This is a genomic window from Roseovarius sp. YIN77 (assembly GCF_057219155.1).
Genome location: NZ_JBXVVI010000007.1, coordinates 53,824 through 80,503, shown reverse-complemented (window position 1 = coordinate 80,503; position 26,680 = coordinate 53,824). Strand labels below are relative to the sequence as shown.

Sequence of the window (26,680 nt, the reverse complement as noted above, 5' to 3'; positions counted from 1 at the left end):
CTGCACTGTAGAGGCAATCAACAAATAGGAGGATGGGTATGAGCGTCAGCGCGCATGTCGTAGAGCTTCAGAAGAAGCACCAGAATTTGTCGGCACAGGTCGAAGAGGCACTGAAACATCCCGGAATTGATGACCTGGAAATTGCAACGCTCAAGAAGCAAAAGCTTAAGATAAAAGAAGAAATATCAAGATTGACCGACGCATAGCGTCAGCGGGCGCTGGCCCGCGCGGCCAGCGCCGCACCGCCCGTGATCAATAGTGCAGCGAGGATCAGGGCCGGGGTTGCTTGTGCAATCCCAAAGAGAATCAGTACCAGTGTCGACAACAACGGCGCGGCGTAGGATGCGACGCCCAACAGTTGAATATTGCCCTGCTTCATCCCGATGTCCCACACGTAAAATGCCAGACCCACGGGCCCCAATCCCAAGGCGACGATGCTGATCCAGCCAATTGCGCCGTTTGGCCATGTGGTATGTTCAAACACCAGATGCGCCGCAACGGACAGCGCCGCAGTCAGGGCGCAGAACACGGTGACGCTGGTTGTGGAAACTTTTCCCAGCCGTCGTGACAAGACCGAATAACCCGACCATGTCAGCGCGCAAAGAACGGCAAACCCGTAACCTGGTAGCGCCTCTACCGAGAATCCACCGCCACCCCGCAGGATGATCAGGGCCGCCCCGCCAAACCCCAGGGCCGCACCGATCAAGTGCCCCTTTTTCAAGCTTTCACCGGGCAATAATCCGGAGAACAGCACGATCAGCAGGGGCCACATATAGGCGATCAGCCCAGCCTCTGCCGCTGGGGCCAGCCGGAGCGCTGTGAAATAAAACAGGTGATAGCCAAAGAGCCCCGCCGTGCCAAAGGCGTAGACCTTCCACGACACGTGCCGCAGCTCCGCCACACGACCGGACTGAAGCGTCCAGATCACCCCGACGCAAGTGGCAATGGCAAAACACATGGCATTCAATTGCAGGGGAGGGACTGGTTCACTGCCGACGGTGAACAGCGCCAACAAAGACCATAGCAGGATGGCAAAAAACCCAATTAACGTGGCGCGTTTGCGTGTCATGAATGTCCCTTTTCCATGACCAAATGCTATTCAAGATAGGGGACGCCCTGTCAAACAAAAAGGCCGCCCCACTGGGACGGCCTGTGTTGTTCTTTGGCGCAGGATCAGGCGAAGAATTGCGCGCCGTTGGCCGAGATAGTCGAACCATTGATGAACTGAGAGTCATCAGAGGCAAGGAAGGCCACACAACGCGCGATTTCTTCTGGCTCGCCCAGTCGGCCCGCTGGGATTTGGCCGATGATGCTTTCGCGCACCTTCTCTGGCACCGCCATCACCATTTCGGTGGCGATATAGCCGGGACAGATGGCGTTGGCGGTAATGCCGGCGCGCGCGCCTTCCTGGGCCAGGGATTTCACGATGCCCAGATCGCCAGCCTTGGTTGCGGCATAGTTCACCTGTGCGAACTGGCCTTTTTGACCATTGATCGAGGAGATCACGATCACGCGGCCGAACTTGCGTTCACGCATGCCGGGCCAGACCGGATGCACGGTGTTGAAGACGCCGGTTAGGTTGGTGTCGATCACCTGTTGCCACTGATCCGGGGTCATTTTGTGGAAGGGTGCATCGCGGGTGATGCCGGCATTGGCAACCACGATGTCGATGGGGCCCAGATCGGCCTCGACCTGGGCGATGCCTGCCTGGCTTTCCTCATAGCTGGCGACGTTCCATTTATAGGTTTTGATGCCGGTCTCTGCGGTGAACGCACCGGCGGCTTCGTCATTGCCGGCATAGCTGGCAGCGACGGAATAACCGGCGTCTTTCAGGGCTTTGGAAATGGAGGCGCCGATGCCGCGCGATCCTCCGGTGACGAGTGCAACTCTGGCCATATGGTGTGATCCTTGTCGTAATGTTTTTAATGTTTGATAGGCGGTGCGCGGCTTGACCGCGCACCAAATGTCGTCAGTCGCGTTCCACGCAGAGCGCAACACCCATGCCGCCGCCGATGCAAAGCGTGGCGAGGCCCTTTTTGGCGTCGCGGCGCTGCATCTCGAACAGAAGCGTGTTCAGAACCCGGCAGCCAGAGGCGCCAATCGGGTGGCCAATGGCAATCGCGCCGCCATTGACGTTCACGATGTCAGGGTTCCAGCCCATATCCTTGTTCACGGCGCAGGCTTGGGCGGCGAAAGCTTCGTTGGCTTCGACCAGATCCAGATCGCCAACGCTCCAGCCTGCTTTGTCCAATGCCTTGCGGCTGGCATGGATCGGGCCCACGCCCATGATCGACGGGTCCAGTCCGGCGGTGGCGTAGGAGGCAATCCGGGCCAGTGGTTGAATGCCGCGCTTTTCGGCGTTGTCGGCAGACATGAGCAAAACCGCAGCAGCACCATCATTGATACCCGATGCGTTGGCCGCCGTCACCGTGCCGCCATCGCGCACAAAGGCCGGGCGCATTTTTTGCATCGCTTCAATCGTTGCGCCGTGGCGAATATATTCATCCTTATCGACCACGATATCGCCCTTGCGGGTTTTCACAACGAAAGGCACGATTTCGTCGTTGAACTTCCCGGCGTTTTGCGCGGCCTCGGCCTTGTTCTGGCTGGCCAGAGCAAATTCATCCTGCATCTCGCGGCTGATCTGCCATTTTTCGGCAACGTTTTCGGCGGTCTGACCCATGTGATAGCCGTTGAACGCATCCCACAGCCCGTCCTTGATCATCGAGTCGATGAACTTGGTATCGCCCATTTTGGTGCCGGCCCGCAGGTGGGTCACATGCGGCGACATTGTCATATTTTCCTGACCACCGGCGGCAACGATATCCGCGTCACCCAGCATGATGTGCTGCGCGCCCAATGCAACAGTCCGAAGGCCCGAACCACAGACCTGGTTAATACCCCAGGCGGCGGAATCCTGCGACAGGCCAGCCTTGATATGGGCCTGACGGGCCGGGTTTTGGCCCTGACCGGCGCTCAGCACCTGGCCCAGGATGGTTTCCGAAACTTCGCTCTTTTCAATTCCGGCGCGTTTGACGATTTCTTCCAATACGGCGGCACCCAGATCATGGGCTGGCGTGTTGGCGAAAGAGCCGCTGAAGCTGCCAACAGCAGTCCGGGCAGCAGAGGCGATAACGACATTGGTCATATGCAGGTTCCCTAGCAGACAAGCAGGGAATTCCCGTCCCACCCGTCGGATGGCGATTCGGGAAATCCCCATGGATTATGCGATAGTGATAGGGGGAAAGCTGCAGTGCAGCAACCGTCAGAATGTCACAGCAAGGTAATAAAATTGCGCGATCAGGCCGAAATTGTCACATTTTGTTCGCGATCATAAACTAATTCCGGCGCGCCGAACAAATATCCCTGCAAACAATCCATGCCCATCTGGGTGACCATTTCTGCATCGCGGCGCTGTTCTACCGCCTCTGCCACGGTGAACATATCGAAATGTTCTGCAATGGAAACCAGCGCCCGCGCCAGAACCTGATTGTCAGGAAGGGTGCTGATGTTCTGGATAAACTGCCCGTCGATTTTGATGATGTCGAACAGAAAGTCGCGTAAATAGCGGAAAGATGTGTATCCGGCACCGAAATCATCCAGCGCAAAGCTGACCCCGCGACCACGCAGATCACCCATGAAACTGGTCACAACCTCTGGCATGACCATGGCAGAGCTTTCGGTGATTTCCAGGATCAGCCGTTCGGCAATCTGGGGGGCATTCTCGGTGCCTTGGTTCAAAATCTCTATCCAGCGCCGATAGCCGATGGACCGCGCCGACATGTTGATGGACAGTCGCAGGTCGGGGTCTGCCGCCAAGGCGCTCAACCCCATTTCCAGCGACAGGCAATCCAGAATGCGGCCAACCTCTGTGTCCTCTACCACGGAAATAAACTCTGCTGCCGGAATGGCGCGGCCGGATTGATCCAGAATGCGCAATAACCCCTCGCGAAAGACAACCCGATTGGGGTTCTTTGCGGACACGACAGGCTGATAGGCCAGAACTGCGTCTTTGCGCAAAAGCGCCTTTCGCACCAGATCGATTGTGTCGCGATCCCGCCCATTGATCGCGACATTCAGCGGGCTGGAAAGCTCTCTGGCGATTTCGGCGCCGATTGAGGACAGATCTGGTTGCATCGTGATCCTCTGCTGCAGATAGTCCCTAGTATGAGGTGAGTTTGCTAACAGAGTGTAAATGACTCTATAAATACACGCTATAAGGGAATTTTAAAATGACAGAACGGTGTGGCTGGGTGGGTCTGGAACAAATCTATGTGGATTATCATGACCACGAATGGGGTGTGCCGGAATATGACAGCCGCGCCTTGTGGGAAAAGCTGATCCTTGATGGGTTTCAGGCCGGGCTTAGCTGGATCACCATCCTGAAAAAACGCGAAAACTTTCGCGCGGCCTTTCAGGGGTTTGATCCCAACGTGATTGCCGGATGGGGTGAGGCGGATGTTCAACGGCTGTTGGGCGATGCCGGCATTGTGCGCCATCGCGGCAAGATCGAGGCCACGATCACCAATGCCCGCGCCTGGCAACAGATCGAGGCGGCGCAGGGATTTGACCGGTTTCTGTGGGATTATATGGGCGGCTCACCCTTGCAAAACCAATGGCGGCAGTTGTCAGATGTCCCGGCAGAAACGGATTTGTCACGTCAAATCTCTAAAGATCTGAAGAAGGCCGGGTTCAAGTTTTGCGGCCCTACGATCGTTTATGCCTTCATGCAGGCGGTGGGTATGGTCAATGATCACCTGCTGGACTGCCCCTGTCATCAGTCGATCCGGGATTTGTCGTCCTAGTATTGTTTCCAAACCCGACATATCGGTAGAGTCCAGAATCCCCCTAAAATTGCATTGTTTCGGGATATCTGCGCGACACTGAATTGTGCCGAACGTGGACTTTAAGCGTCTTAATTTCAAAAACTGTTTCTGAATCGGAAATCAAAAATTAAATAAAATTGTTTAATTACAATTATTTCCATATAAAAATCACAATTCAGATCAATTTCGAACGCAATGCTCAGCGAAGTTCGCCGCAAGTTAAGTGTCGCCGTCAATCAATTTGATTGCGCTGACGCTAGGGAAATTAAGATGCAATCTAGGGGCGTTTGACTTGCGGATCGGATTAAAAGCTATGGCAAAGGTTTCTTCATTTAAACGCGATGAGAGCGGATCGATGAGCGTGTTTAGCCTGTTCATCTTCACCACCACATTGATCATCGCGGGTTTGGCTATTGACGTTGCCAATCTCTACTCTGCCCGGACGCGCCTGCAGGTGGCCGCTGACAGTGCCGCCCATGCCGCACTTTACATGCGGGAAACCAAGTCAGAGACAGAAGCCAAAGCCGCTGCGCTGGCATTGGTGTCAAACACCATGCGGCAAAGCCTTTATGGCATGGTGCTGACATCTGATGATATCGAATTTGGTGATTGGGATGAGGATGCGCTCAGCTTTACACCGCGCTCTGGCTCCAGAACCGCTGTGCGCATTGCGACCCGCCAGATTGCAGATCGCAACAACGCCGTTGGAAACTATCTTCTGAAACTGGTGGGTGTGCCGACATTCAACGTCAACACCCCGTCTGTGTTTGTCACCCATCAACCACCGTGCATGTCCGAGGGGATGGTTGCCCAGGAATTGGTCGATATGCAAAGCAACAATTACTTTTACGCGGGGTTCTGCATCCATGCCAATGGCCATGTCGAGATGAATCAGAACAACATATTCGAGGCTGGTGTTCACATTTCCATGCCGGATGAAACCGAATTGACCCTGCCCGGCCGGACCCCGACCAATGCGGCCGAAGGCAACAATACTGGCGTGAACCGGGCCTTGGGTGAAGGCGTCTACATTATTCGCATTCTGGCGAAGGTCCCGACGATCATAAACAGCTTGTCAGATGTCGATTATGAGTATTTGCCCGATTACATCACGTCGGGCTTTCCCGTCAGGCTGGGCGGCGGACAGGATGTTAAGGCTAATTTTCAGTCGAAACAGCCGCGCAAGCAGATGCTGGCCAAGAATGACAATGCCAATGGTGGTAACGGTAATGGCGGCAATGGCGGAAACGGCAATGGCGGGAACGGTGGTGGCGGCAATAACGGCCTAAGCCCGGACGATTTTACCCAAGGCCGGGTTCACACCTATAGCTGTACTGGGAATTCGTCGCTGACGATGAATGGCGGCACCTACAGCAGTTTTGTGCTGGTCACGAATTGCGATATCACCTTTGCCCAAGGTGTCGTGCTGGAGGATGTAGCCATCGCCACCACCAGCACCAGCGATCAGTCGATCAAGTCGCCATCGGGCTTTGTGATTGGCAAGGATGATGATTGTTCGCCTGGTGGCGGGGCCCAGGTGATTACCATGGGCGGGTTCAAAGCTGCGGCCAAGATGGAATTGCATGGCGGCCAGATCATCGCCTTGGGCGACGTGGATTTCGCGGCCCAAGGGGTTGGGGGCAATGGGGCGTCGATCATCTCTGGCGGCGCAATCGATGCACGCAGCAATAACGAAATGGGATTTTGCGGCGGTTCAGGAACCGAAGGTCACTTCGTCGCCGATTATTTCCGGCTGGCCGCATAGATCGGGCCAACCGAGATGAGATCAAAACACGATGTTCAGCATCACCATCGACACGATCAGGAACAGCACGGTCATGATCCCGCCGGATCGAACGAAATCCATCACCTTGTACCCCGCGGGTCCCATGATCAGCGCGTTGACCTGATGGGTCGGAATGATGAAAGAGTTCGAGGTTGAAATCGCCACCGTCAGGGCAAAGACAGCTGGATTGGCCCCTGAGGCGACGGCAATTGATACCGCCAGTGGCACCAACAGCACCGTTGCCCCAACATTAGACATCATCAGCGAAAACGCCGTGGCCAATATGGCGATGCCAGCCTGTAAGGCCCAGACCGGCCAGCCGTCCAGCAGGATCAAAATCTGTTGTGCAATCCATTCCGCCGTGCCGGTATTTTGCACCGCCTGGCCCAACGGGATCAGGCAGGCCAACAGGAACACAGTGTTCCAGCCCACCGCATTATAAGCCTCGTCAATCGACAGGACCCGGCTCAGCAGCATGCCAACCGCCCCGGTCAGCAGACACAGGGACAGGCGCACATCAGTGAACAGGATCATCGACAGGGAAATGGCGAAAAACAGCAGCGCCCAGCCGACCTTTTGCGGGCGCAGTTCCTCTTGCGGAAAATCGGCGGTGACAACAACGAAATTGCGGTCTTGTTTCACGCGGGTCAGGTTATCCCAACGAGTGTGCGCGACCAACATGTCGCCCGCCTGAAATGGCACCAGCCCAATCGCCGTAGGTTTGTGATCGCCGTAATCCACATGGCTCAGGGTTTCTTCTCCGCGGTGAATGCCCAAAAGGCTCAACCCGTAGACTTTGCGCAGGGTAAGATCCCGTGGTGACTTGCCGATCAGCTTTGAATCCGGTGGGATAACCACCTCTGCGATCCCAGCATTTGTGGGCGCGAATTCTTCTGAAAACACATCCAGTTCGGGACGAATGGTCAGTCCGTATTTTTCGGCGAACGCCTTGACCACGACATCCTTGCCGATGATGGCGAGCCGGCACGGCGCGGCGATTTCTGCCGTCAATATCTGCACCATCGACACTTTGCCGCGATAGAAGGTGGAGATGATATAGAGGTTATTTTCCAGATTGATATCGGCCAGGATTTGGCCAACCAATGGGCTGTCCTCGGGTACATCAACCTCAAACACCGCAGCTTTCAGCCCGTAAACCCGTTGCAGATATTCAGATGTCCCTTGGCCAGAGGACCCATCGACCTTGTCCGTACCGCCCGGCAATACCCACCGACCCAGGACCAGAAAGTAGGCGATCCCGGTCAGGATCAGCGCCGCACCGATTGGCGTGACGGAAAACAGGCTAAAGGGTTCCATCTGCGCATCAGGGGGAAGCCCCTGATTGGCCGTCGCGATCAGATCATTGAGCAGGATCAGGGGGGAGGAGCCGACCATTGTCATTGTGCCGCCCAGAATGGCGCAAAACCCCATCGGCATTAAAAGCCGCGACAGCGGTATTCCGGACCTTGCCGAAATCCGGCTGACCACGGGCAGAAACAGCGCCGCCGCGCCCACGTTTTGCAGGAAGGATGAAATCACCCCGACCGTGCCCGACACAATGGGAATGATCCGCCCCTCTGTCGTGCCGCCGCGTTTCAGGATCACCGCCGCGACCTTGTTCATGATCCCGGTTTTATCGAGCCCCGCGCCAACAATCATCACGGCGATGATGGAAATCACCGCGTTAGACGCAAACCCGTCAAACAGATGGTTCACATCCGCCAAGTTTTCGAGGCCCGGCAGATAGCTGAGGATGCCAATAATCACCAACACCAGAATGGCGGCGAGGTCGATCCGAATGATTTCAGAGACGAACAAAAACACGGTGAAGGCAAGCGCCCCGACAACAACGGCCATTTCGGTGTTAAAAGCAATCTCTTGCATGTTGTCCCCCCGGGTTTTCCACCACCCTGCGATGAAAATGATCGGGGGTCAAATGCGCAGCGCTGCGCGCGTCACATCTGCGTGGTGGCGCATTCGCCACAATAGCAAATAATTGTCGGCGACAACTTCCAGTATCCTGTGACGGCGAATAGTTCGATCAAAGCGCAACAGATTAACGAGGATAGAAAATGTTCAGGTACACAGCTCTTTTAGCCATATTAGCGGCGACACCCTAAGCCCAGGCCGAAGGCATCGGTCAGATCACGCTGGAATATCAGAATGGCCGCTATGGCGGGCCGGACGCGAATGTAAGTGGCGAGGACGCGACAGAGGCCGAAACCTTCGGCCTGTTGGGTCTGGACGGCAGTTGGTACAACACCCTGTCCAGCGCGTGGTCCTATCAGGTCAACGCACAATATTACGACAATATTGACAAAGATGAGCGTCAGATCGAAGACGCGCCAGCTGGCTTTACCCGCAATGACAACCACATGTCCTATGGCTTGTTGGAACTTCATCTGGCCAATCGCGGCGCAGATCGTGGATGGGGTGGCTTCGCAGGGCTTTGGGCTGGCGAATTGGACGATGGCGAACCTGGCCGTCCCATCAACATAGATGAGGCCGAAAAATACTATCTGGGTGTCGAAGGATTCAAGTCCTATAGGGCAACCGACCTTTTCGCTCAGATTGGATTTACCGACACGATCGGTTCGGATTACAGCAACATTCCCAGCGAAGGCACCGATTTCCGCCAGATTCGCGATGGTGTTTTTCTAACTGTTGGGGGCAATCATTATGCCTCTGACGCAATGGTGTTAAGCGGTCGCCTTGCCGCATTGTTTGGCAAAAGCTCTGATAGCAGTAGTCAAATTAGATCTGTCGATTTCACTGGCCTGAACGCAGAGTTCGGCGTTGAATATCAACCATCCTCGCACCCCTATTCCCTGTCTGGCGGCGTGGGCTACAGCTATGGCGAATTCAGCGGGTCCAACAGTGACAACGAACAGGTGAACTCTGCCTATGTCTATGTCTGGCTGACCTATTGGTTTGGGGGCGACTCCGCTGTCAACAACCGTCGCAAGATGCTGCCGACACGCGCGGCTGACTTCCTGGTGTCGGCGGAAAGCATGGCGATCGGCAACCTGAACTAAAGGGTGACACCAGCCGCAGTGAAAGAAACCGCGCCCCAGTGGCGCGGCTTTTCTTTGTCCAAAGATCAGAGTTAAACCCCGTCAGCCTCTTCAATTCCGGCCAGTTTGCGAATGATCGCCTTGGCGCTGTCGCTATCCCATTCAGCATCCCCGATCAGGCGGCCAATTTCCTGGCCAGCGGGGTTCAGGATCACCGTCAGGGGCAGGCTGATCGTGCCGTATTCTGCGGCCAACGTGGATTTCGGGTCCAGCAGGATCGGCAGGTTTTGAATGTTTTCTTCCTCAAAGAACCGGTTGATCGCGGGCATCGGGTTGCGGGACGTGGCGATGGTCACGACCTCGAACGCATCCCCCCCAAGTTCTGCCTGCAGCCGGTCCAGCGATCCCATTTCCTTGCGGCAGGGCGCACACCACGTGGCCCAGAAGTTCACCAGAATGTATTTGCCCTGATAGTCTGACAGGGTGCGCTCGCCACCCTCGGGATCAGTATAGGGGACATTGGCGCGGGTCTTCGGGGCAGGGTGCAGGATCAGCTTGCGCAATTGCCCCTCGCGCAGATCGCGCAACTCTGCCAGCTCGGTCTCTGACAGCTCATAGGTGGCAATAGCAGTTTGTGCGGCAATCCCGCCGGAATGGGGCGCAAAAACGAGGCTCGCAATTGCGCCAAGGCCAAGGGCCGTATAAACCAGCGCGGAACGTTTCATATTTACTTCCCTCCGAAGGGCATATTGATGACCAAGACCACCTCCAACGCCATGTGGGGCGGGCGCTTTGCCGCCGGGCCAGACGCAATCATGGAAGCCATTAACGCATCCATCGGATTTGACAAGCGTATGGCGGCCCAAGATATTCAGGGCTCCCGTGCACACGCTGCCATGCTGGCCGCAACCGGTGTCATTAGTGATAAGGACGCCGAGGCGATCCGGGAAGGGCTGCTCACGGTATTGTCAGAGATCGAGGGTGGAAAGTTCCAGTTTTCCACCGCGTTGGAAGACATTCACATGAATGTGGAGGCCCGCCTGAAGGATATCATCGGCGAACCGGCAGGCCGTCTGCACACAGGCCGGTCGCGAAATGATCAGGTCGCCACCGATTTTCGCCTGTGGGTCCGCGATCAGGTTGATGCCGTGATCGCCGGTCTGGAGGCCCTGCAAAAGGCGTTTTTGCGCCAAGCAGAGGACGGCGCCGATTGGGTGATGCCCGGGTTTACCCACCTGCAAACTGCCCAGCCTGTGACTTGGGGCCACCATATGATGGCCTATGTCGAAATGCTGGGCCGTGACGTCAGCCGCTTTCGCGATGCCCGTGCGCGGATGAACGAGTCGCCCTTGGGGGCTGCCGCATTGGCCGGTACATCCTTCCCGATTGACCGGCAGATGACGGCGGAGGCCTTGGGTTTTGATCGCCCCGCCGCTAATTCGCTGGATGCGGTTGCTGATCGCGACTTCGCGCTGGAGTTTCTGTCTTCGGCCACGATCTGTGCGATGCACCTGTCCCGGTTCGCCGAGGAGTTGGTGATCTGGTCCTCGGCCCAGTTCCGGTTTGTCGTGTTGTCGGATCGCTTCTCTACCGGTTCGTCAATCATGCCGCAAAAGAAAAACCCCGATGCGGCAGAGCTGATCCGGGCCAAGATCGGCCGGATTCTGGGGGCTACTGTTAGCCTGTTCACTGTGATGAAGGGGCTGCCGCTGACCTATTCCAAGGACATGCAGGAAGACAAGGAACAGGTCTTTGACGCTGCCGACAACCTGATGCTGGCCATTGCCGCGATGGAAGGCATGGTCAGCGATATGTCCGCCAATGTCGACGCGCTAGAGGCCGCCGCTTCCAGCGGGTTTTCCACCGCTACGGACCTCGCCGACTGGCTGGTGCGGGTGCTTGGCATGCCCTTCCGCGATGCCCATCACGTGACCGGATCGCTGGTCGCGTTGGCGGAGAGCAAAGGCTGTGATTTGCCGGAGCTGAGCCTTGCCGACATGCAAAGTGTGAACGATCAGATTACTGACGGCGTCTTTGACGTGCTAACGGTCCAGAACTCTGTCGCCAGCCGGGTGAGTTACGGCGGCACCGCGCCGGATCAAGTCCGCGCCCAGATCAAACGCTGGAAGGACATCCTGTCATGATCCGCCTGATCACCATCGCCGCCCTGATCGCGCTCACCGCCTGCGGGGCCGACGGCCCGCCAGAACGGCCGACATTTGTGGCGGCGGAATAGGGCAGCGCCTGACCGCGGGTGGGCGAACTTTGGTTCCTGTCAGGCAGTTTATCTAGCCGACTGCGTCCGTCCTGACCTTCATCACAACCTCACCGAAGAGCCCGCCCATCGGGGTGGTCGGGCTCTGCCCGGCGGGCTGACGCCCTTGTTCCGGGCGGGGTGTGGCGCACCCCGACGCAGGCACATTAGCTAAGTTAGATGACAATAAACGAAACTGGAGTTGATCAAATCGAGTGGGATCACATAGAACTTGAAGTCTGTGTTAAAGAATAGACTGTAGAGATCATGCGCAAACTATCGTCATTTCGTGATATCGCCGACGCATTTGCGACCTTCGACAAAGGTGAAATTAATCCTGAACTATTCGATGATGTGCTGCATATTGTGCTGAGTTATCATCTTGGAAGTGTATCTGACCTGCTTTGTGCACCGCGACCAGTGGCGCTGTTTTATGCTGCTCGTACCATCGAGTTTGATGTCGGAAACGGAGGTTTTTCGCAAGCTGCGTATAACTATCCGGATTGGTTTGAACTGGCGTCAGAGGGATACCGCGCATTTGGGTTACCGGAAGCTGCGAAACTCATAGATAAAGCCGCGATATTGATTCCGAGCGAAGGTCGCTTATTCTCTGCAACCAAGATTGGTGAACTGTTCGCGCAGTTCCAAGAGTCCCGGCTTGCAAAACTCGATAGTAATTTGGATGCCGTCGGTTGGTGGGCGGGAGAGCAACGTATCGCCTATGCATTGGCTAACCGCGAAACATTTCTGGAGCCTGAATATAGAATCCCAGACTAAATCGCATCAGCCAACACCAACGCCCGACCCATCAACCTATACAAACCGTATACAATCCACACCTCCGCGTTACAGCTGTGATACCGACGCAATACCGACGTTGGATTTTGTGGTTAACGGCAGCGGATCAAATCACCTCCCCCGTATCATACTCCCGCATCGAGACCAGCGATTTGTAACCCGTGACTGGCGCGTCGTTGAAATGCGCTTCGCAGAATTCGGAAAAGTCTTCCATCGACGCGCAGCGCAAGATGGCGACAAGGTCATCTTCGCCGGTGATCCATGTCAGGCGCCTGACCTCTTCCATATGACGCAGCCGATGGCAAAACTCATCCATCGCCTTTGGGTTATGCCCTTCAAACCGCACCAGTACGATAACTGTTGTGCCTTTGGTTTTGTATTCGGGGGCAATGATGGCGACCTCACGCTCAATCGCGCCGGTATTGCGCAGTTTCTGCACCCGGCGCAGACATGCCGCAGGTGACAACCCGACAAGTTCAGACAGTTGTTCACCGGTTCTGCGGCTGTTGACCCTCAGCAGATCCAAGATGCGGCGGTCAAAACTGTCTAGGTCCTTCATAAAGTGCCCCGATCAATGTGGTGTTTCCCGAAAATGCGTGATTGTCGCATAAAATATCAAATAATGCGAGAAATTGCACCTATTCACGTAATTATAGCGAAAAATTCATCCCCAGAATGGGCAACACTATTGGTGTCACGACGAAAGGATGACCCGATGAGAACCGGAAAACCACAGAAAATCCGCTGATCTGACAGACCCTTTGCGGTCGTGACCTGCCGCCCCGATGACCGGGGCACGGCGGAGAACCCAAACCAAACTGCACCCGTTTCGCCCTGGCGCCCCTCTTTCAGAGGTCAGCCTCTTGCATCCCATGCACAGTCGCGGAACCACCGAAAGGATACTGACATGCGTAGAGAAACTTTTGAGGCCTTCCACCCCATTAAAATCCCACCCCTGCCATCCGTACCGAAACCAGAGCCGAAACCAGAACCGTCGCAAAAGCGTGGGCTGATCCATACTGCGATTTCCACCGTCAGGGCGTTGCGGGAAACTTGGCGGCGGCGTCGGCAGCAGGATGCCACAACCGATGCCGTCAACGCCCTGTCGGATCATCTGCGCCAAGACATCGGGGCGCAACACAATGAAATTGCACAGATCCGCTTGCAACCCCTGATCAAAGATTTTGGCCGGTGGTCATAAAGATCACCGCGCAACCCGGGCCATCCCGTCCCCGGATGGCCCGTAATTGTCTTGCAATCAGGTCGGCCCTACGGCTGGACCCGTCCCCAGTGATGCACTAGGCTTTATCTGTCTGATAATAGCGCGTTCACGCAAGACGCGATGAAACGACCAATGGGGAACAATCATGGCCATCACAAGTCTGGAAAGCCTGCGGACACATCTGCAATGGGCGATAGAGCTGGAACACGCAACACTCGCACCTTATCTGTCCGCGCTCTATTCGATCAAAGACGGGACCAATGTCGAATCCGCAGAGGTCATCAAAAGCGTCTTTCTCGAAGAGATGCTGCATATGGCGCTGGCCGCAAACATCCTGAACGCGGTCGGTGGCACGCCCCGGTTCGACTATGATGGGTTCATCCCGACATTTCCCACACCACTTCCGCATGGCGACGGGTCCTTCCTTGTCCATATTGGCAAGTTTTCTGCCGAAGGGGTGAAATCGTTTCTGAATATCGAACGCCCCGCCGAAACCGATGCTGAACCGCTCGAAGAAAACTACCATTCAATCGGTCAGTTCTATTCCGCCATTATCGAGGGATTGAAAGCCTGCTGTGATGCGATGGGAGAAGAGGTGGTGTTTTCAGGCGACCCGGCCTGGCAGTTGACGGCGGAAACCACTTATTACGGTGGCGCGGGGCATCTGTTAGCGGTGACAGATCTGGCCTCCGCCCTGGCCGCGATGGATGAGATCGTGGAGCAGGGCGAGGGGATGGATCACGCGTCGATCTTTGATGGTGACAAAAACATGTTCCACCCTGAACGCGACGAGGTTGGCCACTACTTCCGCTTTCAGGAAATTCTCTTTGGCCGCAGTTATCAGGCCGGGGATACACCAGAGTCTGGCCCGACGGGGGAGGCGTTTACCGTCGATTGGGACGCCGTGCACAACATGCGTACCAACCCGAATATCGACGACTATCCGGCAGACAGCCCCCAGCGCGAAAAGATGGAGGCCCTGGCCCAGGGCTACAGCGACATGCTGCGCATGATGGAACGCTCCTTTGCCGGCGATCCCCGGCTTTTTGCGGAAACCGTGGGCACGATGTTCGAATTGCGGCATCTGATCCTGGACCTGATGAAAATGCCGTCTGGCGATGGCGAAACCACCGTGGGCCCCTATTTTGCCTACCGTCCACCGGCCCATGATCATGACAGTTGGATCGAAATTCGCGAAAACGGACCCTATGCCGTTCACGGTGAAATCCCCCTGGTGCGCAAAAGGCGCGTGACCAGCGAGAATGGCGAGGCACTGACCTGGGCCACCACCGAAACCCTGCCCGCCGATGAGGGCTATGTCCTGTGCCGCTGTGGTCAGTCCAGCACCAAACCCTTTTGTGACGGCACCCATGACCGCATCGATTTTGACGGGACAGGGCCAGATCGCTCCACCCCGGTTTCTGAAACACAGGAAATTGTCGACGGCGACGGCATCAGGATAAAGGTGGACAACTCCTTCTGTGTGCACGCGAAATACTGTTTCAACAAGTCCAGCGGCATTCGCAAATTGATGCCCGACAGCGCTGATGCCAATGCCAAAAGCCAGATCATGGCCATGGTCGATCGCTGCCCGTCTGGCACCTTTGTCTATGAGTTGCCTGTGGACGGAGAGATGACGGAAATAGAGGCGGAACTCCCCCGCGAGGTCGCCGCGATTTCAGAGGACGCTCACACCCACTATGCCGGGCCACTCTGGGTCACCGGGGGCATACCGATCATGAAATCAGACGGCACCTTTCTGGAGACGCGCAACCGCGTGACCCTGTGCCGATGCGGGCAATCGAAAAACAAACCTTTCTGTGATGGATCACACGCCAAGATCGATTTTAAGGATTAACCCAAAGCGAAACAGCATTGTGCGGCCACCGCTTATTCCGGTCGCACAATATCCCCCACAGAGATCACACCGCCGCTGACGATCGAACAGTTCAGCCCGGACCGATGATGCAACAAGTCATAGGTGGATTTTTGGGTGACAAGATCAAGGTAACGGCACGGCGTGTTCAGGCGGCCACCTAACAGAACGGTTTCGCCCACCCGAAAGCGTTTGCCAACCAGATGGTTGAGCGGCACATCTGACGTCGTCAGGTTCCGTCGGTGCTCATTCGGGAGGAGCGTAATGCCGTGATCCCGTTCCAGTGCGATCAGGGTTTCATTTTCAATCAAAGTCACTTCACGGATGTCAGGAAAATCCGAATATTTGCCGCGCCCGGTCATATAGCGGTCACCCTCCAGACCACGACCCGGGATCAGGCGAATTTCCGTATGTGCAATCATCGGTGCACGCAGCTCGACCGCGGTGTGAATGTTCAACAATTTTCCCTGCCACATTGGTTTATCCCCAACCTTCAATCACTTACGGCCCGCTCAATTCCTGCCTCTGTGGGTTTGCGCTGTCAATAGGATACGGGCCCTCAAAGCACGCGCTCTGTCCAATCGGGGCAATTGGCCCAAGGGGAAGCGACACAACACAACCCAATCATTGTCGCGTCAGACACATATAGCCGGGCCATCGATGCGGCGCTTTCCCCGCACCGCGGTTTTCAACGCTTTGCGTGCGTTTCGGAATGCGCCCGCAAAACAGGCTCGCCTTGAAATGCTTAAAATACTAGTGGACTTACCTGTAAATGCCTTCATATAGGGCAGATGCTTACCAGATCTGCCAAGTATGTCTGGCAACACCTTCGCTACATTCCATTGTGGTCCGCGCTTACCTATTCAAAATGGCGCGGGTTTGACGCGCGCGCGCGCAGCCTTGGCAATGTCTTTGGCTGGACCATGCGCTGGATCCCCATTGCGCGGCGACGGTTTGATCGGGAAATTTTGCGCATCTACCCGGATATGTCACGCGCCGAACGCCTGAGCCTTAGTCGCAAAATGGGCCAGAACATGGGCCGGACCTTGTTCGAGATTTTCCACAATACCAAGTTTCAGGCAGGGCAGGAAAATTTCCATATCTCTGGCCCCGGGCTGGCGGTGTTGGAAAAGGCACGGGCAGACGGTAAGGGCGCGATCCTTGTTTCAGGGCATTTTGGTCAATGGGAGGCAGTGCGCGCCGTGTTGAAACACCGCGGCATGGAAACCGCGGGGGTTTACCGACGTCAGAGCAACAGGCACTACCAACGCCTGCTTGTGCGCGGGATCGAGCAGGGGGGGCAGCCTGCCCTGACCACCGGGCATAACGGCACCACAGCCTTGATCCGTCATCTGCGTGCCGGTGGGTTTGTAGCGATCTTGCTGGACGAAAAAACCGTAGACGGCGAGATGATGCCATTTCTGGGATTTGATGCGCTTACGTCTGTCGCCCCGGCGCGCCTCGCGTTGAAATATGACGTACCTTTCGTGCCGGTTTTTGGCACGAGGCGCGACAACAGCAGTGATATAGATGTGGAATTCGAAGCCCCGATCAAACCCTCTGATCCACGTACTATGACCCAAGCCTTCAACGATAACCTATCCGCGCGTATCCTGGAAAAACCCGACCAATGGTACTGGCTTTTGCGGCGTTGGAAGGACATGCGGCGCTAAGACAGGGTTGCCGCGCGCTTCGCTTCTAATGACGACAAGTTTGGTTTTGATCGGTCGAAATGCTGCCGGGATAACCCGCCCGAACCTATTCCAGCCCTGCCTCTTTGGCGATCTGCTTTTTAGATTTCCGCGCGCGTTCGGTTTCAGACTTCAGCTGGCCACAGGCGGCCATGATGTCTTCGCCACGCGGGGTGCGGATCGGGCTGGCATATCCGGCCTTGTAGATGATGTCGGCAAAGCGGTGGATGCGGTTGTTCGATGACCGTTTATAGGGCGCGCCGGGCCATTCGTTGAACGGGATCAGGTTCACCTTGGCCGGGATGCCCTTGATCAGTTCAACCAGACGGCGCGCATCATCTTCGCTGTCATTCACATGATCCAGCATCACATATTCGAAAGTGATGCGTTCGGAATTTGACACTTTGGGATAGGCCCGCAGCGCATCCAGCAACGTGTTGATGTTCCAACGTTTGTTGATGGGCACCAGCTGATTGCGCACCTCATCGGTGGTGGCATGGAAACTGATTGCCAGCAGACATCCGATCTCCTCAGCCGTGCGGGCAATTTCCGGCACCACGCCGGATGTCGACAGGGTAATCCGCCGCCGCGACAGGCTGATCCCTTCCGGGTCCATCGCGATCTTCATCGCGTCGCGAACGTTTTCAAAATTATACAAAGGCTCGCCCATGCCCATCAGCACGATGTTGGACAACAGCCGTGTTTCATCCTTGGGGTGGCGCCCCGGTTTCGGCCATTCGCCCAGATCGTCACGCGCCACCATGATCTGGCCCACGACCTCTGCCGCAGTCAGATTGCGCACCAGTTTCTGGGTGCCCGTGTGGCAAAAGGAACAGGTCAGCGTGCAGCCAACCTGGCTGGAAATACAAAGGGTGCCGCGCCCCTCTTCGGGGATGTAGACCACCTCGACCTCATGGCCGCCGGCAATCCGTACAAGGTATTTGCGCGTGCCATCCTCCGACACCTGCCGGGTCACGACCTCTGGGATTTCAATGACGAAATGCTCTGCCAGCAGCGCCCGGTAATCCTTGGCCAGATTGGTCATGCTGTCGAAATCACGCACGCCTTTCTGGTAGATCCACTGCCAGACCTGACCGACCCGCATCTTGGCCTGTTTTTCCGGTGTCCCGGCGGCGATCAACGCCTCGCGCAACCCATCGCGGGTCAGACCCACAAGGTTGGTCTTGCCGCCCTCGGGCAGCTTGCGGGGGATGGTCAGAACATCCTGGGTGATTGGTGCGGTTGCGGTCATGGTTCATTCCGAAAATATCAGACGCGGTTCCTACACTAAAAAAACGCGGATGAGAACCACCCGCGCTTCAATTCTGTCATGCGTATAACGATTAGCTGCTACAGCGTTTTTCCGCATCTTCCAGTGCAGCGGTGAAGCCGTAGAGAGAAAACGTGTCTTTGGTGGTGGTTCCGCGCGCTGACCGGGCGGTGATCACAGCCGACGTGCCACGTTTCATCGCCAGCAGGATTTTCGCGTCCTCGCTTGCGTCAGGCCAGGCAAATTCATCATCCTTTGCCGACGTTGACGGATCATCCTCTGGCAGGGTGAAAAATTCAAAAGTATTGTCACCAATTGCCACCGACACGGTGGAACCATCCGCATAGGAATAGCCACCCGTTATTGATATCACCGGCGCTGAACCACGTCCGGGCTCAAAGGTGACGAACATCATGATCTCGCCCCGGTTTACCGACACCGCGCGCCCGTCACGGGTGTTTTCGACCTTTTCCGGGACGGCCACGATCCAGCACTGTGTCGGGTTGGAATCGACAAATACATTCCACGCCGTATGAACGCCCACGCGATTATCAGACGATTGCTGCGCCGATGCGGTACAGGCGGCAAACGCGATTAATGCGGCCCCGCAACTCCGAAGGAAGGATGGTTTCATAGTGATGCAGCCTCCAGCTGTCTGTTGCCTCTGCCCATCAGCATTCTTGCGATTTTCTGGTGCTGATCGGGATTTGAACTCGATACCCGGACAATAACGTAATAATGCTGTCAGGGGAAAGCCCCGTTGGCGGAAAATTGCACAAAGTGAAGAGCGGAGTACACAATGACAGCCCCAGCCCTGTTTGTCGAAGATTGGCGTGGAGATTTGGTAGAAAACACCCATTTCGGTCACGCAGTGATCTGCGATGAAACAGGCGATATTGTCGAGGCTTGGGGAAACCCGGATCAGGTGATCTTTCCTCGCTCTTCGTGCAAGATGGTGCAGGCGCTGCCCTTGGTGGAAAGCGGGGTCGCGGATGAGGTCGGGCTGACATCTGAACATCTGGCACTGGCCTGTGCATCGCATAATGGTGCCTCGATCCATACTGACAGGGTAGAGGCCTGGCTGGGCGATTTGGGAATAGGGGAACGTGATCTGCGCTGCGGCTATCAGGTCCCCGATGACCGCGCTGAAAGAGAGGCGCTGATCCGGTCAGATACAATGCCCTGTCAACTGCACAACAACTGTTCGGGAAAACATGCCGGGTTTTTGACCCTCAACCGTCGCCTTGGCGGCAGCGCAGAATATATCGATCCTGATCACATCGTTCAAAAAACCGTGCGCACGGCTTTTGAAGAGGTGACCGGCCTGAACAGCCCGGGTTTTGGTATTGATGGCTGCTCCGCCCCGAATTTCGCGACCACATTGCATGGGCTGGCCAGGGCCATGGCCGGTTTTGCGGCAGCACAAGAGGGCACCGGCGCGCGGCAGGATGCCAAGGTCCGGCTGCGCAACGCAATGATGACCCATCCAGATCTGGTTGCCGGGGAAAAACGTGCCTGCACAGAGTTGATGCAGGCCGCAGGTGGGCGCGCGGCCATAAAAACCGGGGCAGATGGCGTTTTCACTGCGATTTTGCCCGATCGCCGGATGGGCGTGGCGCTGAAAATCGCTGATGGTGATACCCGGGCGGCGGAATGTGTGATTGCCACGCTGTTGGTGCGCTTGGGTGTTCTGGACGAACAAGACCCGGCGGTTCAACGACGCATGCGGCCCCCAATCCTGAGCCGGTTGGGCTTGCCAGCTGGGTCAGTCCGACCATCTGCCGCTTTGATCCGCTAAGACCGCGTCAGTCCGCGCTCAGCGGATAAATGGCCAACGCCTCATAGCGCGGGCCATCCGGCTGCAGATCAGAACGGTAAAGCGCAAATGAGCTGACCTTAAACGCGGGCAGGCTGACCGGCCCCACCTCTTGAATGAACCGGCCTAGTTTCTGCGCGTCGCCCCGGATCGGCCGCCTGCCGAACCTGACCAGCGTCACATGCGGGCGAAACCGGCGGCGGTCCAGTTGAATCCCGGCCTTGCGGATGGCAGAGGCCACTTTGGACTGCAACCCCCGCAACTCGTCCGACAGCTGGGCCGGCAGAAACAGGACAGACGGGGATTTGCCCCCGAACACATCCAGCCCGCTCAGCGACAGATCAAAGGACGCCATCCTGATATCAGACAAGGTCTCATCCAAATGTTGCAGATCCTGGGCTGACTGATCCCCCAGAAATGACAGCGTCAGATGCAGGCTGTCCTCTTCCACCACCCGGCCAGCCGGGACAGTTTCGGCAAATTGGTAGATCCTGCTTCGCACATCGTCAGGCAAAGTCAGGGCAACAAAGCTGCGGATCATTGGGCGAATTCGGTGCGGCTATAGCCCTGAATGTACAAAAGCGCGGACAGATCGCCGTGATTGACCCGGATATCACATTCGGCCGCCACCACCGGTTTGGCATGGAGCGCGACACCCGCGCCCGCCAGCCCCAACATGCCCAGATCATTGGCTCCGTCGCCCACGGCCATCACCTCTGACAGGGCGATGTCTTGTTGAGCCGCGATTTCATAAAGCGCCTGAACCTTGGCCTCGCGCCCTAAAATTGGGGTGCCGACAGTGCCGGTCAGTTTTCCATCTGCCTCGATCAGCGTATTGGCCCGGTTTTCATCAAACCCCAACGCGGCGGCAACACGGGTGGTAAAGGCGGTAAAGCCGCCCGACACCAACGCCGCATGGCCGCCATTGGCCTTCATCGTCTGCACCAATTCGCGCCCACCCGGCATAAAAGTGATGCGATTGTCATAGACCTGGTCGATGACCGAGGCATCCAATCCCTTCAGCAATCCAACCCGTTCGCGCAGCGCATCCTCAAAATCCAGCTCACCATTCATCGCCCGTGCCGTGATCCCGGCCACATGGTCGCCGACCCCGGCCTCTGCCGCCAGTTCATCAATGCATTCCTGCTGGATCATGGTCGAATCCATATCTGCCAGCAGCATCCGTTTACGCCGACCTTCGGCGGGCTGCACGATCAGATCCACGTTTAGTTTCTGCAGATCCTCCCAGACCTGCCAGCGGTTGTCGGGCATGGTTTCAAAGGCAAATTCCGCCGCAATATCCGGGGCCAACCAATCAGCAGCACCGCCCCCCCAGGCATTGCGCACCGCCTCGACCAGTGATGGCTCTAACGCAGGTTGGGCGGGATTACACAGCAGGGTCGCAACAAACATGGCAGGTTTCCGATGGTGAATAAAAGTGTCGTTTTTTTAAGCTCAAGCGGCGGATTAGCGCCTTTTTCCGGGTTGTGCCAGCCGAAATTCCCCCTTAACCCGACCAGTGGGACACCCCTCCCCAACGAGGGGCATATATCTGGAAGGATATCATGATTGATATTGAAAAACCGGCAACGCAGCCGGCCAATCCGCGCTTTTCGTCTGGCCCTTGCGCCAAACCCCCCACATGGACTCTCGACGCACTTGCCGACGCGCCCTTGGGCCGTTCGCACCGCGCGGGCATTGGCAAAGGCAAGCTAGAGGCCGCGATTGAGGGCACCCGCGAAATTCTGGGCATCCCGGCAGAGTACAAGATCGGCATCGTTCCGGCATCGGATACCGGCGCCGTTGAAATGGCGATGTGGTCGCTTCTGGGCGAACGGCCTGTGGAAATGCTGGCTTGGGAAAGCTTTGGCAAGGGCTGGATCACGGATGTTGACAAGCAACTGAAACTGGGAGCCATCCGGCACGAGGCCGATTATGGCCAACTGCCCAAGCTGAACGCGGTCAATTTTGACCATGATGTCGTGTTCACATGGAACGGCACGACCTCTGGCGTGCGGGTGCCAAATAGTGATTTCATCCCGACAGATCGCAAGGGCCTGACCATCTGCGATGCGACCTCTGCCGCCTTCGCCATGGACCTGCCGTGGGACAAGCTGGATGTCACCACCTTCAGCTGGCAAAAGGTTCTGGGGGGCGAGGCCGCCCATGGCATGATCGTTCTGTCGCCCCGGGCTGTTGAACGGCTGGAAACCTACACTCCACCCTGGCCGCTGCCCAAAATCTTTCGCCTGAGCAAGGGTGGCAAGCTGATCGATGGCATCTTCAAAGGCGCCACGATCAACACGCCCTCCATGCTCGCGAACGAAGATTACCTCTTTGCGCTGGATTGGGCGCGCTCTGTCGGCGGTCTTGCCGGTCTGATCACCCGCGCCAATGCCAATGCGGGCGAGATTGCGAGTTTCGTGGCCCAACATGATTGGATCGACCATCTGGCCGCGGATCGCGAAACACGCTCAAACACCTCTGTCTGCCTGAAATTCACTGACGACCGGATCAAGGACGGCGCGAGTTTCGCCAAGGCGGTCGCCAAACGGCTGGAACTGGAAGGTGTGGCCTATGACATCGGCGCTTACCGCGATGCCCCCCCGGGCCTGCGCATCTGGTGCGGTGGCACGGTAGAGGCCTCGGACGTCGCGGCATTGATGCCGTGGATTGAATGGGCGTTTCACACGGAACTCGCCGCGCAATCCGAACACGCATGACAGGGGCCGGGGCAGATCCCGGCCACCCCCCCAATATTATTCAAAGGACCACGAACATGGCTCCCAAAGTACTCGTCTCTGACAAACTTTCTGAAACTGCGGTGCAGATTTTCCGCGACCGCGGGATCGAGGTTGATTTCGAACCCGGCCTTGGCAAGGACAAGGATCGCCTGCTGGAAGTGATTGGCAAATATGATGGTCTTGCCATCCGGTCGGCCACCAAAGTCACGGCAAAAATTCTGGACGCCGCTGAAAACCTGAAAGTCGTCGGTCGCGCCGGGATTGGCGTCGACAATGTCGAAATCCCGGCCGCATCGAAAAAAGGTGTGATCGTGATGAACACGCCCTTTGGCAATTCCATCACCACAGCCGAACATGCCATATCGCTGATGATGGCGGTTGCGCGCCAAATCCCCGACGCCAATGCCTCCACCCACGCGGGCAAATGGGAAAAATCCCGCTTCATGGGGGTGGAACTGACCAATAAAACGCTCGGTCTGATCGGTTGCGGCAATATCGGTTCTGTCGTGGCGGATCGGGCGCTGGGCCTGCGGATGAAGGTGATCGCCTTTGATCCCTTCCTCAGCGAAGAACGCGCCAAGGAACTGGGCGTGACCAAGGTCGAATTGGAGGAGCTGCTGCCGCGCGCTGATTTCATCACGCTGCATGTCCCGCTGACCGATAAAACCCGCAATATTCTGTCGGCAGAGGCCATCTCTAAGACCAAACCCGGTGTGCGCATTGTCAACTGCGCCCGTGGCGGTCTGGTCGATGAGGTGGCCTTGGCCGAGGCCCTGAAATCCGGCCATGTTGCCGGCGCAGGTTTTGATGTCTTTGCCGAGGAACCTGCCACGGACAATGCGCTCTTCAACCTGCCCAACGTGGTTGTCACCCCGCATCTGGGCGCCGCCACGACAGAGGCACAGGAAAACGTCGCCGTGCAGGTCGCCGAACAAATGTCGGATTATCTGCTGACCGGGGCCGTGCAAAACGCCCTGAACATGCCGTCGGTGACAGCTGAAGAGGCCGCAACCATGGGCCCATGGTTGAAACTGGCGCAGCACCTGGGCGCCTTCGTCGGCCAGATGACGGATGAACCCATTCAGGCGATCAATATCCTTTACGATGGTAAAGTGGCGGAAATGAACCTCGATGCGCTGGGCTGCAGCGTCATCGCCGGGATTATGAAGGCGACAAATCCAGAACTGAACATGGTTTCCGCCCCGATCGTGGCCAAGGAACGCGGCATCCAGATATCACGCACCACACAAGGCAAATCAGGTGTGTTTGACGCCTATATCAAACTGTCTGTGGTCACCAAAAACCGCGAACGTTCCATCGCCGGGACGGTGTTTTCCGATGGAAAACCACGGTTCATCCAGATCAAGGGCATCACCATCGATGCCGAGATTGGCGAACATATGCTTTACACCACCAATCGCGATGTGCCGGGGATCATCGGAACCTTGGGCCAGACCCTTGGCGCCAATAATGTCAACATCGCGAACTTTACCCTTGGTCGGAAAGACGTCGGCGGCGAGGCGATTGCGCTTCTCTATATCGACCAGCCCCTTCCTGAAGGGGTGCGCCAGCAACTTTGCGAAACGGGACATTTTCAATCCGTCAGCCCTTTGGAATTTGAGGTGGCCTGATCCCCGCCAATATGGTTCAACTAAGACGTCGCCCTACCGGGCGGCGTTTTTTCATGCGGATTCAAATGACCCAACGCGTCTATGCCATCGGAGACATTCACGGCCACCTTGATAAGCTGGAAGGCATCCACCTGTGGATCGAGATGGATCGTGAGCGCACCGGTGACGAAAATGCACCCGTCATCCATATCGGGGATCTGGTGGATCGTGGCCCAGATGCGCGCGGCGTGCTGGATTTTCTGATCCGGGGGCAGGCGCGGGGCGAACCCTGGGTGGTTCTAAAAGGCAATCACGACCGCATGTTCGAGGGGTTTTTGACCGGCCCAAACTATCGCGACCCGATGTTGCGCAGTGAATTGAACTGGCATGACGAGATCATGGGCGGGATGGAAACGCTGACCTCTTACGGGGTCGCTGTCCGCTCTGGTTTGGGAGAGACCGAAATCTTATCTCAAGCGATTGCCAAGGTGCCGCAAACCCATCGCGATTTTCTGGCAGGCTTGCCCTATAGCTTTACTTTGCCCGGCTTGTTCTTTGCCCATGCGGGCATCCGCCCGGGCATGGGGTTGGATCAGCAAAGCAAGGATGACCTGTGCTGGATGCGCCGGCCCTTTATTGACGACCGCTCAGACCACGGCGCCCTGATCATCCACGGCCACACCCCGGTTGATCGGGTGACCCATTACGGCAACCGGGTGAACATCGACACCGGGGCCGGGCATGGTAAACGTCTCAGCGCCATCGTGATAGAGGATGGCACCGTCTTTGAACTTGGCCCATTGGGCAGAACGGACCCCGCACATGAATAACCATCTCAAGGGCCTATTGCTCACCACGTTGGGCGTTCTGCTGGTGGTGCCGGATTCACTTTTCGTGCGATTGATCGCGGCGGAGCCGATGGTCATCGCTTTCTGGCGGGGGACGAGTTCAGGTTTGATCATCCTGATCGGTACATTGATTTTTCAGGGCACCCGGGGCATTCGCGCCTCACTGACGACCGGCTGGCCCGGGGTGATCTATATCTGTGCGATCGGCTCCACCACTTTTGGTTTTGTGCAGGCCGTGGCCAACACCAGTGTTGCCAATGTGGTGTTTATCTTTGCGACGATTCCGATCTTTGCCGCCATTTTTAGCCGGATTTTTCTGGGTGAACCGATCTCGCGCCGCCTGATCGCAACCATGCTGGTGGTGATGGTGGGGCTGGGCGTGATCGCCTATGGCTCCGGCGGATCCGAACTTGCCTCGTGGAAGGGGGACTTGTGGGCGCTTTATGTCTCTGCCGCCTATGCCGGGGCGCTGACCGCCGTGCGCCGGGTGAAAGACACATCAATGATCCCGGCGGTGCCGATTGCCTATCTGGGGGCGGCCGCCCTGATCTGGCTGTTTGTCGATCCCTTTACCGCATGGCAGGCGAACTGGACATTGATCATCGCCCATGGTGCCTTCATCGGGCTTGCCACCTGCTTTTTGACCCTTGGCCCGCGGTACATCAGTTCGCCCGAGGTGTCGCTCTTGATCTTGCTGGAATCCGTACTGGCCCCGATCCTTGTCTGGGCCGTGCTGGGCGAAGATCCTGGCCATTGGGCGATCATGGGCGGGGTGATTGTGATCGGGGCACTGGTCGTGTCCAATCTGGTGGCGCTACGGCGCCGATAATCACGCAAACCGTCTGAAATTCACGCGATCTGACGCCCAATTCACGCAGGTCTGCCGCCCCGGCTCGCGGTCAGATGCGCCGCGCCCTGCAAACTG

Annotated in this window: 26 protein-coding genes; 14 read left to right on the top strand and 12 right to left on the bottom strand. The window is 56.9% G+C overall.

Annotation, left to right across the window (positions count from 1 at the left end):
* Nucleotides 1-38 precede the first annotated feature (38 nt).
* Nucleotides 39-206, top strand: a complete 168-nt coding sequence (locus AC2D8P_RS08680; protein ID WP_484702012.1) for a YdcH family protein — start codon at nucleotides 39-41, stop codon at nucleotides 204-206.
* Nucleotides 207-208: 2 nt separating this feature from the next.
* Here AC2D8P_RS08680 and yddG read toward each other — a convergent pair whose 3' ends face one another.
* The 4 genes from yddG to AC2D8P_RS08660 form a co-directional block, all read right to left on the bottom strand.
* Complete coding sequence (gene yddG, locus AC2D8P_RS08675; protein ID WP_484702011.1) at nucleotides 209-1,069, bottom strand: aromatic amino acid exporter YddG; 861 nt, start codon at nucleotides 1,067-1,069, stop codon at nucleotides 209-211.
* Between the two features lie 104 nt (nucleotides 1,070-1,173).
* Nucleotides 1,174-1,896 carry an acetoacetyl-CoA reductase gene (gene phbB, locus AC2D8P_RS08670; protein ID WP_484702010.1) on the bottom strand — a complete coding sequence of 241 codons (723 nt, stop codon included), beginning with the start codon at nucleotides 1,894-1,896 and terminating at the stop codon, nucleotides 1,174-1,176.
* A gap of 73 nt (nucleotides 1,897-1,969) precedes the next feature.
* Nucleotides 1,970-3,148, bottom strand: a complete 1,179-nt coding sequence (locus AC2D8P_RS08665) for an acetyl-CoA C-acetyltransferase (RefSeq protein ID WP_484702008.1) — start codon at nucleotides 3,146-3,148, stop codon at nucleotides 1,970-1,972.
* Between the two features lie 152 nt (nucleotides 3,149-3,300).
* Nucleotides 3,301-4,137, bottom strand: coding sequence for an EAL domain-containing protein (locus AC2D8P_RS08660; protein ID WP_484702007.1), 837 nt, complete (start codon nucleotides 4,135-4,137; stop codon nucleotides 3,301-3,303).
* A 95-nt stretch (nucleotides 4,138-4,232) separates the two neighbouring features.
* Here AC2D8P_RS08660 and AC2D8P_RS08655 point away from each other — a divergent pair, with 95 nt between their 5' ends.
* Both AC2D8P_RS08655 and AC2D8P_RS08650 read left to right on the top strand, forming a co-directional pair.
* Nucleotides 4,233-4,805, top strand: a complete 573-nt coding sequence (locus tag AC2D8P_RS08655) for a DNA-3-methyladenine glycosylase I (protein ID WP_484702005.1) — start codon at nucleotides 4,233-4,235, stop codon at nucleotides 4,803-4,805.
* Nucleotides 4,806-5,139: 334 nt separating this feature from the next.
* Nucleotides 5,140-6,591 carry a pilus assembly protein TadG-related protein gene (locus AC2D8P_RS08650; protein ID WP_484702004.1) on the top strand — a complete coding sequence of 484 codons (1,452 nt, stop codon included), beginning with the start codon at nucleotides 5,140-5,142 and terminating at the stop codon, nucleotides 6,589-6,591.
* 21 nt (nucleotides 6,592-6,612) lie between these two features.
* Here AC2D8P_RS08650 and AC2D8P_RS08645 read toward each other — a convergent pair whose 3' ends face one another.
* On the bottom strand, nucleotides 6,613-8,496 hold the full coding sequence (locus AC2D8P_RS08645) for an SLC13 family permease (protein ID WP_484702003.1): 1,884 nt from the start codon (nucleotides 8,494-8,496) through the stop codon (nucleotides 6,613-6,615).
* A gap of 350 nt (nucleotides 8,497-8,846) precedes the next feature.
* On the opposite strand from AC2D8P_RS08645, the gene AC2D8P_RS08640 reads away from it, so the two are divergent.
* A complete protein-coding gene (locus AC2D8P_RS08640; protein WP_484702001.1) occupies nucleotides 8,847-9,647 on the top strand; it encodes a hypothetical protein in 801 nt (266 codons plus the stop codon).
* Between the two features lie 71 nt (nucleotides 9,648-9,718).
* Here the strand turns inward: AC2D8P_RS08640 and AC2D8P_RS08635 are convergent, their stop codons facing one another.
* Complete coding sequence (locus AC2D8P_RS08635; RefSeq protein ID WP_484702000.1) at nucleotides 9,719-10,351, bottom strand: TlpA disulfide reductase family protein; 633 nt, start codon at nucleotides 10,349-10,351, stop codon at nucleotides 9,719-9,721.
* Between the two features lie 27 nt (nucleotides 10,352-10,378).
* On the opposite strand from AC2D8P_RS08635, the gene argH reads away from it, so the two are divergent.
* On the top strand, nucleotides 10,379-11,770 hold the full coding sequence (argH, locus tag AC2D8P_RS08630; RefSeq protein ID WP_484701999.1) for an argininosuccinate lyase: 1,392 nt from the start codon (nucleotides 10,379-10,381) through the stop codon (nucleotides 11,768-11,770).
* A 377-nt stretch (nucleotides 11,771-12,147) separates the two neighbouring features.
* Nucleotides 12,148-12,657: a DMP19 family protein gene (locus AC2D8P_RS08625; protein ID WP_484701997.1), complete on the top strand. Its 510-nt coding sequence runs from the start codon at nucleotides 12,148-12,150 to the stop codon at nucleotides 12,655-12,657.
* A gap of 127 nt (nucleotides 12,658-12,784) precedes the next feature.
* On the opposite strand, the gene AC2D8P_RS08620 is transcribed toward AC2D8P_RS08625, so the two are convergent.
* A complete protein-coding gene (locus AC2D8P_RS08620; RefSeq protein ID WP_484701996.1) occupies nucleotides 12,785-13,237 on the bottom strand; it encodes an Lrp/AsnC family transcriptional regulator in 453 nt (150 codons plus the stop codon).
* 348 nt (nucleotides 13,238-13,585) lie between these two features.
* Between AC2D8P_RS08620 and AC2D8P_RS08615 the strand changes: the two genes are divergently transcribed.
* Nucleotides 13,586-13,879, top strand: a complete 294-nt coding sequence (locus AC2D8P_RS08615; protein WP_484701995.1) for a hypothetical protein — start codon at nucleotides 13,586-13,588, stop codon at nucleotides 13,877-13,879.
* Between the two features lie 166 nt (nucleotides 13,880-14,045).
* Nucleotides 14,046-15,758, top strand: coding sequence for a ferritin-like domain-containing protein (locus tag AC2D8P_RS08610; RefSeq protein ID WP_484701994.1), 1,713 nt, complete (start codon nucleotides 14,046-14,048; stop codon nucleotides 15,756-15,758).
* Nucleotides 15,759-15,790: 32 nt separating this feature from the next.
* On the opposite strand, the gene AC2D8P_RS08605 is transcribed toward AC2D8P_RS08610, so the two are convergent.
* Nucleotides 15,791-16,252 (bottom strand): MOSC domain-containing protein, encoded by a 462-nt coding sequence (locus AC2D8P_RS08605; protein ID WP_484701993.1) that lies wholly within the window; start codon nucleotides 16,250-16,252, stop codon nucleotides 15,791-15,793.
* A 315-nt stretch (nucleotides 16,253-16,567) separates the two neighbouring features.
* Here AC2D8P_RS08605 and AC2D8P_RS08600 point away from each other — a divergent pair, with 315 nt between their 5' ends.
* Entirely contained in the window at nucleotides 16,568-17,449 is an 882-nt protein-coding gene (locus AC2D8P_RS08600) for a lysophospholipid acyltransferase family protein (protein ID WP_484701991.1), read from the top strand.
* Nucleotides 17,450-17,534: 85 nt separating this feature from the next.
* On the opposite strand, the gene rlmN is transcribed toward AC2D8P_RS08600, so the two are convergent.
* A complete protein-coding gene (rlmN, locus tag AC2D8P_RS08595) occupies nucleotides 17,535-18,719 on the bottom strand; it encodes a dual-specificity RNA methyltransferase RlmN (RefSeq protein ID WP_484701990.1) in 1,185 nt (394 codons plus the stop codon).
* 91 nt (nucleotides 18,720-18,810) lie between these two features.
* Nucleotides 18,811-19,371, bottom strand: coding sequence for an invasion associated locus B family protein (locus AC2D8P_RS08590; RefSeq protein ID WP_484701988.1), 561 nt, complete (start codon nucleotides 19,369-19,371; stop codon nucleotides 18,811-18,813).
* 165 nt (nucleotides 19,372-19,536) lie between these two features.
* Between AC2D8P_RS08590 and AC2D8P_RS08585 the strand changes: the two genes are divergently transcribed.
* Complete coding sequence (locus AC2D8P_RS08585) at nucleotides 19,537-20,535, top strand: asparaginase (RefSeq protein ID WP_484701987.1); 999 nt, start codon at nucleotides 19,537-19,539, stop codon at nucleotides 20,533-20,535.
* Nucleotides 20,536-20,542: 7 nt separating this feature from the next.
* On the opposite strand, the gene thpR is transcribed toward AC2D8P_RS08585, so the two are convergent.
* Nucleotides 20,543-21,094: an RNA 2',3'-cyclic phosphodiesterase gene (gene thpR, locus AC2D8P_RS08580; protein ID WP_484701986.1), complete on the bottom strand. Its 552-nt coding sequence runs from the start codon at nucleotides 21,092-21,094 to the stop codon at nucleotides 20,543-20,545.
* Nucleotides 21,091-21,966, bottom strand: a complete 876-nt coding sequence (gene serB / locus AC2D8P_RS08575) for a phosphoserine phosphatase SerB (protein ID WP_484701985.1) — start codon at nucleotides 21,964-21,966, stop codon at nucleotides 21,091-21,093. The genes thpR and serB overlap by 4 nt, the downstream gene beginning before the upstream one ends.
* 155 nt (nucleotides 21,967-22,121) lie before the next feature.
* Here serB and AC2D8P_RS08570 point away from each other — a divergent pair, with 155 nt between their 5' ends.
* The 4 genes from AC2D8P_RS08570 (at nucleotide 22,122) to AC2D8P_RS08555 (ending at nucleotide 26,584) form a co-directional block, all read left to right on the top strand.
* Complete coding sequence (locus AC2D8P_RS08570; protein WP_484702076.1) at nucleotides 22,122-23,276, top strand: phosphoserine transaminase; 1,155 nt, start codon at nucleotides 22,122-22,124, stop codon at nucleotides 23,274-23,276.
* 56 nt (nucleotides 23,277-23,332) lie between these two features.
* A complete protein-coding gene (serA, locus tag AC2D8P_RS08565) occupies nucleotides 23,333-24,928 on the top strand; it encodes a phosphoglycerate dehydrogenase (RefSeq protein ID WP_484701984.1) in 1,596 nt (531 codons plus the stop codon).
* Between the two features lie 65 nt (nucleotides 24,929-24,993).
* The gene (locus AC2D8P_RS08560) at nucleotides 24,994-25,737 is read left to right on the top strand and encodes a metallophosphoesterase (protein ID WP_484701982.1); all 744 of its coding nucleotides are present in this window, start codon (nucleotides 24,994-24,996) and stop codon (nucleotides 25,735-25,737) included.
* Nucleotides 25,730-26,584 carry a DMT family transporter gene (locus tag AC2D8P_RS08555; protein WP_484701980.1) on the top strand — a complete coding sequence of 285 codons (855 nt, stop codon included), beginning with the start codon at nucleotides 25,730-25,732 and terminating at the stop codon, nucleotides 26,582-26,584. Before AC2D8P_RS08560 ends, AC2D8P_RS08555 begins: the two co-directional genes overlap by 8 nt.
* Nucleotides 26,585-26,680 lie beyond the last annotated feature (96 nt).